Here is a 6,000-nt window from a genome sequence, read left to right as displayed (position 1 = left end):
CACTTGCTGCCTTGGAATATCGAGCTCACACGCTAGCGTCAATTATCTCGGCCGGTCGAATGGCCAACAAAACTGATCCACCTTAGAATAAAACCACGGTCAACGTGTGCTACTAACGACGCTTACGAGTTTTGTGTAAAGCGCCTGAATCGGAATTGCGATCCTGACGATACATGTATCTCTACAAGGAAAGAGTTATGAAAAAGTTAGTTGTAATTTTGGTTGTCTTGATGATGGTCCTGAGCCCAGCACTTGCGTTTGCACAAGGTGCTGCGGGTAATCAGGCGCCAGGTCAAGGTGGTGGTCAAGGCGTCGGCCCAATCGCTGCAGTGGGAGCTGTTGCGAGTGTGGCAGTTGCTGTTGCTGTTGTCGCAAGCGATACACAAGATCCGCAAGATCGTATCTCTGACGACGATGATGATGACGATGACGACGACGATGATGGCGGCACCACGCCTCCAACGACACCACCAACCACAACCACAACCGTGACTGGTGTTTAAGCGCTAAAGTTCGAGTTTAGCCACCAAAACCGCCCATTCGGGCGGTTTTTTTTGGCCTATCCCACCCAACGCACCGCGCTAGGCCGAGTAGCCAACGCACCGCGTTGGGCTGGGGCCGATATGATCGCTCGGGCTTGGGACCCAACGCAATGCGTTGGGAATGGTAGCCAACGCATCGCGTTGGGCTGGGGCCGATATGATCGTTCGGGCTTGAAACCCAACGCACTGCGTTGGGAATGGTAGCCAACGCATCGCGTTGGGCTGGGGCCGATATGATCGTTCGGGCTTGAAACCCAACGCAATGCGTTGGGAATGGTAGCCAACGCACGTTCCGTAACGGTGCGTTGGGCTGGGGCCGATATGATCGTTCGGGCTTGAAACCCAACGCAATGCGTTAGGAATGGTAGCCAACGCACCGCGTTGGGCCCGGGCTATAAAAATCCTCCCAACCCGAACCCAACTCACGTCATCAATTAGAAGTGGAACCGCGCGGTCAAGCTCACGTAATCCAAATCACTATCAATTCGCGTGTAGCCCAAGCCAAGGCTAAGCTGAGGCGTGACGTAGAAACGACCTGAAATACCTAACAACTGATCGTCCTCACCATCGATATCGATATGGCGAACATACGCGTCCAATTCAATTGAATCGGTCAGACGAGTACGGAAACCAAGTTGGGCATTCCAACCGGTATCGCTATCGCTCTCATTGATGCTGAAGTCTGGGGTGGTGATACGCACGTTGGTGTCGATCGAGGTGAAACCCGCAGCACCATAGATAGTAAAGGTGTCCGTGTTGTAGAACTTGTAGCCTACGTTGGCATTTAATAGCCCCAAGCGGACTCGCGAACTGAAGTTTTCGCCACCGATCGATGCGGCTGAAGAGTCTTGTACGCGGAAGTAATCTGCGCCGATAAAGAAGTTATTGGTTAAGCTCTTCTCGAAATCAACCGAGTAGCCGTTGATGCTCTCGCCATCGAAGTCAAAATTCACATAGCCGACACCGACGTGATCAAAGCTCGGTCCATTGGCGAGTGCTGCTGCCGGAGCGCCTAAAGCCAGTGCAATTGCGAGTGCGCAGGTATTTTTAGTAAGACGTTTCATTCAAGGGTTCCTTGTGTGGATGAAAACAGCTTCACTCTATTCGGGATTTTTGCTTTTGCACAGAGAATATCTGTAACAAATTGTAATTCGGTGGGTTTGTAACCAACGCATTGCGTTGGGCCCCAATGATGTAACCAACGCACTGCGTTGGGTCCCAATGATGTAACCAACGCATTGCGTTGGGCCCCAATGATGTAACCAACGCATTGCGTTGGGTCTCAATGATGTAACCAACGCACTGCGTTGGGTCTCAATGATGTAACCAACGCACTGCGTTGGGTCTCGATGATGTAACCAACGCACTGCGTTGGGTCTTAGTTTGATGGAACCTCCACGCCGATCGGTTATATCCAATCTTTCCCAACGCGCCGTTACGGAACATGACGTTGGCTACCATTGGTAACCAAAATAAATTACTATTGACAATGTAATCATAATGAATTACAACGTAATAAGTAACTCATTTTAATTACTTGGGTAAGGGCGGCATTATGAATGAATCTCTCCGCGCGGTCATCACAGGTGATCTCGTACGCTCAGGCTCTTTAAAGGGCGACGATTACCAGCGTGTCATCGAGACGCTCGGCGGCGCATTGAACGATCTTTCGAGCGGCAATGCATTCCATTTTTCCATATTTCGCGGAGATTCTTTTCAACTGGTAACGCCTGAAATTTGGCGTGCTCTCCACATTGCAACTTGCGTCAGGCTGTATTTGAAATCTGCGGAGGTTCCCTCCGATGCTCGGCAAAGTATCGCTATTGCCGCAGTCATGGAAACGTCAGTGGATGTAAGTACCGCCACCGGTGAGGCTTATATTCGGTCGGGGCGAAACTTAGATAAGCTCAAGAAGGAGCACTTGGTATTCGATTCTATCAATCAGACTTGGAATACGAACCTCGGGTTGCTGCTCAAGTGGCTGGATATACACCTTTCATCACTTACTCAAACCCAAGCGCAGGTTCTTTTGGCGTATTTACAATCACCGGACTTAAAACATCAGCAATTAGCTGACAAGATAGCGAAGAGTAGGGTGAATACCACGCAGATATTAAATGCCGCCAAACACAAGCTTGTGAAAGAGACGCTTGATTACTTCGAAGGCGTTGTTGGCAGAGCATAGCGATAATGGAAGCCAATGCATGTTCCGTAACGTGACGTTTGGTTCCCAATGATGTAGCCAACGCATTGCGTTGGGTTTCAGTTTGATAAAACCGCCACGCCGATCGGTTATATCCAATCTTTCCCAACGCATTGCGTTGGCTACGTCCTATATCCGATCTTTCCCAACGCACCGTTAGGGAATGTGCGTTGGTTAGGTCCAATATCGTGGGGCCCAACGCAATGCGTTGGCTACGCCTTATATCCGCTCTTTCCCAACGCGCCGTTACGGAGTGTGCGTTGGTTACGGTGGATGTGTTGCACTTTATGAGGAAACCAGATGATTGATGTGATGCCGTTTCTATTGCTCCTTCTTTGCCACGTGTTTGGTGATTTTTATCTTCAAACAGAGAAGCTTGTTGCTGCAAAGAATAGGCAGCTAAGAGCGGCTCTATTTGCCCATATCGCTCATGCTTCAGTGCATGGTCTGTTGGTATTTGGTGTGCTCTTTCTTGCGTATGGTTGGATGCCGTCCCTTGCAGCAATTTCCGGTATTGTTTGGCTTACGCATTTTTTGATTGATGTAATTAAAGTATCTAGCCCATCCAAGCGTCCGCTCCTCGCGTTTACTCTGGCTCAATGTGCCCATATCGCAATCCTTATCGCAATTGCGTTATACATAATTGATGTACCCACCTTTCAGCTATCGAGTGATTGGAAGCACCCTAACGTATTGAATGGGCTCGTGTATCTGTTGGCGTTTTTGCTCATTCTTAAACCGGCCTCTGTTGTCGTGCGTCTCGTGCTCGAAAGTATGCACTCAGGAAGCCCAGCAGCGGAAATGACGTTGCCTCAAGGAGGGCAAATTCTTGGGTATTTGGAACGTCTGATTATTTTGATTCTAATTGTGTTGAACCAATTTGCGGCTATCGGGTTTGTCATTGCGGCCAAATCGGTGTTGCGGTTCAGTGACCTTAACCGACTGCGCGACGGATCAGATGAGAGCAAACAAAATGCCTTGTATCTGACAGAGTATGTATTGGTTGGGACCTTTACGAGCTTCCTGTATGTATTGGTCGTGGGGTTGTTGGTTCGAGGTTTTGTGTAAATAACGCATGTTCCGTAACGTGACGTTAGTTCCCAATGATGTAGCCAACGCATTGCGTTGGGTCTCAGTTTGGTGAAACCGCCACGCCGATCGGTTATATCCAATCTTTCCCAACGCAATGCGTTGGCTACGTCTTATATCCGCTCTTTCCCAACGCACCGCGTTGGTTACGATGGTTGGCGCTCGGGTGATGTGTTGGTTACAATTCGGTGACAGGACTGATTTATTGTTTCGCATGGACGGTATGAACGATATAATGCGCCGACCTTGGATGAATAAAACCAACATAGGAGAGGCGGCCGAAGCGCTTTCCACCACGATTTGGTACTGGTAAGTCGCTGGAATGCTTCTGCTTTATAGAGTCGCAAACACTTATGAACTACTCTTTATTTGATTTCCTCCAGCTCATCGGTTCACTGGGTATTTTTATCTTCGGAATGAAGATCTTCAGTGAAGGCCTGCAAAAAATTGCAGGGAGCAGATTGAAAGGCATTCTTAGCGGCATGACCCGCAACCGCGCAACAGGGGTTGTAACCGGGTTCGCTACCACCGCAATCACACAATCCTCAACCACCACGACTGTCATGACGGTCAGCTTTGTAAATGCTGGCTTGTTGACGTTTGTGCAGTCGACGGGCGTGATCATGGGGGCGAATATCGGCACCACGATCACCGCCTGGATGGTAGCCCTCTTCGGATTTAAGTTTCAGATAACCCCAATTGCACTCGCTATAATTGGGGTTTTCTTTGCGTTCTTGTTCTCAGGAAACAACCGGTTACGGAATATTGCAGAGGCCATGGTGGGCTTTGGTATTCTATTTATCGGCCTTGAATTCATCAAAGGCGCAGTGCCTGATATCAATACAAACCCCGAGATTTTCTCGTTCCTAAACCAGTGGACCGACTATGGCTTCTTGTCGCTGTTGATATTCGTACTGGCAGGAACAGTGCTGACGCTGCTTACGCAGAGTTCGTCGGCGGCCACGGCAATCACCTTGGTCATGTTGTTTGAAGGGTGGATTCCATTCCCTATCGCAGCTGCGATGATTTTGGGTGAGAACATTGGTACCACGGTTACGGCCAATATTGCGGCCTTGGTGGGGAATGTGCATGCGAAGCGAGCCGCGAGGTTCCACTTCTTCTTTAACGTGATCGGCGTAATCTGGATGCTCATCCTGATCTATCCGTTCCTGCATGCGATGGACTTTGTGGTTAATCAGTTCTCCTCGAACCCCATTTCGGTGATGGAGGGGGCGGCAGAATCGCGGGCTAATGCCACGCTGGCACTCTCGCTGTTCCATACCTCGTTTAACGTCCTTAACGTGATGTTGCTGTTTGCCTTCGTGCCGATGCTTGTGCGCTTTGTGGAGTACATTCAGCCCGACAAAGGTGGCAAGGATGACGAGTTCCATTTGCAGTACATTAGTGCAGGCCCGATGACATCCCCTGGTCTCTCGGTGGAGCAGGCGCAAAAAGAAGTGCAGCAGTTCACAGATATCATCGAGAAGATGCACAGTTCTTTGAGCGAGTTGCTGTTTGATCCAAAAGCAGAGCGCGATAAGTTGCTCGAGAAGATTCAGCGCTATGAAGAAGTGACGGATCAGCTGGAGATCGAGATTTCCGATTACCTGGTGCGCATCTCTGAGCACACCAACATGGAACATGAGCTGACTGGTCGTATTCGCTTTATGCAAACGATGATCAACGACCTGGAGCGGATCGCGGATATCTTGTATCAAATCTCGCGCATTAGCGAGAAACTTGAAGATACATCCGGCTGGCCTGAGTCTGCGTTGGTAGAAATGCAGAAAATGATGGACGCTGTCGGCGCTGCCATTATTGAGATGAAAGCCAATGCGGCGCGGATCCCGACGAACATCAAACTCGATCAGGCTATTAAGCTTGAGCAAGAGATTGACCGGGTCCGCGAAGAAGCGCGGGATAATCACTATGCGCGTCTCGAAGCGGGTGAATACAGCGCACGCTCTGGGGTGACCTTCATTGATATCCTGAACCGCCTCGAGCGGGTGGGTGACCACATCCTGAATGTCAATGAATCTGCCGCTGGACGTCGACTTAAAGCTATGCGAGTTGACGGCAAGTAGCCAGTAGCCAATGCACCGCGTTGGGTCTTATGAAAAATCCCGGCACCGCGCCGGGATTTTTGTATTATACGGTTGTAGCCAA

The 6,000-nt window shown here is 49.8% G+C and carries 5 protein-coding genes; 4 read left to right on the top strand and 1 reads right to left on the bottom strand.

Features of this window, described 5'->3' with window-relative positions; translation table 11 throughout:
* The first annotated feature begins 197 nt into the window (after positions 1 to 197).
* Positions 198 to 503, top strand: coding sequence for a hypothetical protein (locus tag CWE11_RS05245; RefSeq protein WP_126776540.1), 306 nt, complete (start codon positions 198 to 200; stop codon positions 501 to 503).
* 473 nt (positions 504 to 976) lie between these two features.
* Here CWE11_RS05245 and CWE11_RS05240 read toward each other — a convergent pair whose 3' ends face one another.
* Complete coding sequence (locus CWE11_RS05240; protein ID WP_126776539.1) at positions 977 to 1,606, bottom strand: porin family protein; 630 nt, start codon at positions 1,604 to 1,606, stop codon at positions 977 to 979.
* Positions 1,607 to 2,097: 491 nt separating this feature from the next.
* On the opposite strand from CWE11_RS05240, the gene CWE11_RS05235 reads away from it, so the two are divergent.
* The 3 genes from CWE11_RS05235 (at position 2,098) to CWE11_RS05225 (ending at position 5,918) form a co-directional block, all read left to right on the top strand.
* Entirely contained in the window at positions 2,098 to 2,727 is a 630-nt protein-coding gene (locus CWE11_RS05235) for a hypothetical protein (RefSeq protein WP_126776538.1), read from the top strand.
* Positions 2,728 to 3,045: 318 nt separating this feature from the next.
* Positions 3,046 to 3,813 (top strand): DUF3307 domain-containing protein, encoded by a 768-nt coding sequence (locus CWE11_RS05230; RefSeq protein WP_126776537.1) that lies wholly within the window; start codon positions 3,046 to 3,048, stop codon positions 3,811 to 3,813.
* 374 nt (positions 3,814 to 4,187) lie between these two features.
* Positions 4,188 to 5,918: a Na/Pi cotransporter family protein gene (locus CWE11_RS05225; protein WP_126776536.1), complete on the top strand. Its 1,731-nt coding sequence runs from the start codon at positions 4,188 to 4,190 to the stop codon at positions 5,916 to 5,918.
* Positions 5,919 to 6,000: the final 82 nt, after the last annotated feature.

The sequence above is a fragment of the Aliidiomarina sanyensis genome (assembly GCF_003987175.1).
GTDB classification, from domain to species: Bacteria; Pseudomonadota; Gammaproteobacteria; order Enterobacterales; family Alteromonadaceae; genus Aliidiomarina; species Aliidiomarina sanyensis.
The sequence above is the reverse complement of the archived record's forward strand: the minus strand, read 5'-3'. Positions and strand labels throughout refer to the sequence as shown.

Bases quoted from the DNA above. Each gene is read 5' to 3' on its own strand.
- CWE11_RS05230 (WP_126776537.1), top strand. From the start codon at position 3,046: ATGATTGATGTGATGCCGTTTCTATTGCTCCTTCTTTGCCACGTGTTT.
- CWE11_RS05240 (WP_126776539.1), bottom strand. From the start codon at position 1,606: ATGAAACGTCTTACTAAAAATACCTGCGCACTCGCAATTGCACTGGCT.
- CWE11_RS05225 (WP_126776536.1), top strand. From the start codon at position 4,188: ATGAACTACTCTTTATTTGATTTCCTCCAGCTCATCGGTTCACTGGGT.
- CWE11_RS05235 (WP_126776538.1), top strand. From the start codon at position 2,098: ATGAATGAATCTCTCCGCGCGGTCATCACAGGTGATCTCGTACGCTCA.
- CWE11_RS05245 (WP_126776540.1), top strand. From the start codon at position 198: ATGAAAAAGTTAGTTGTAATTTTGGTTGTCTTGATGATGGTCCTGAGC.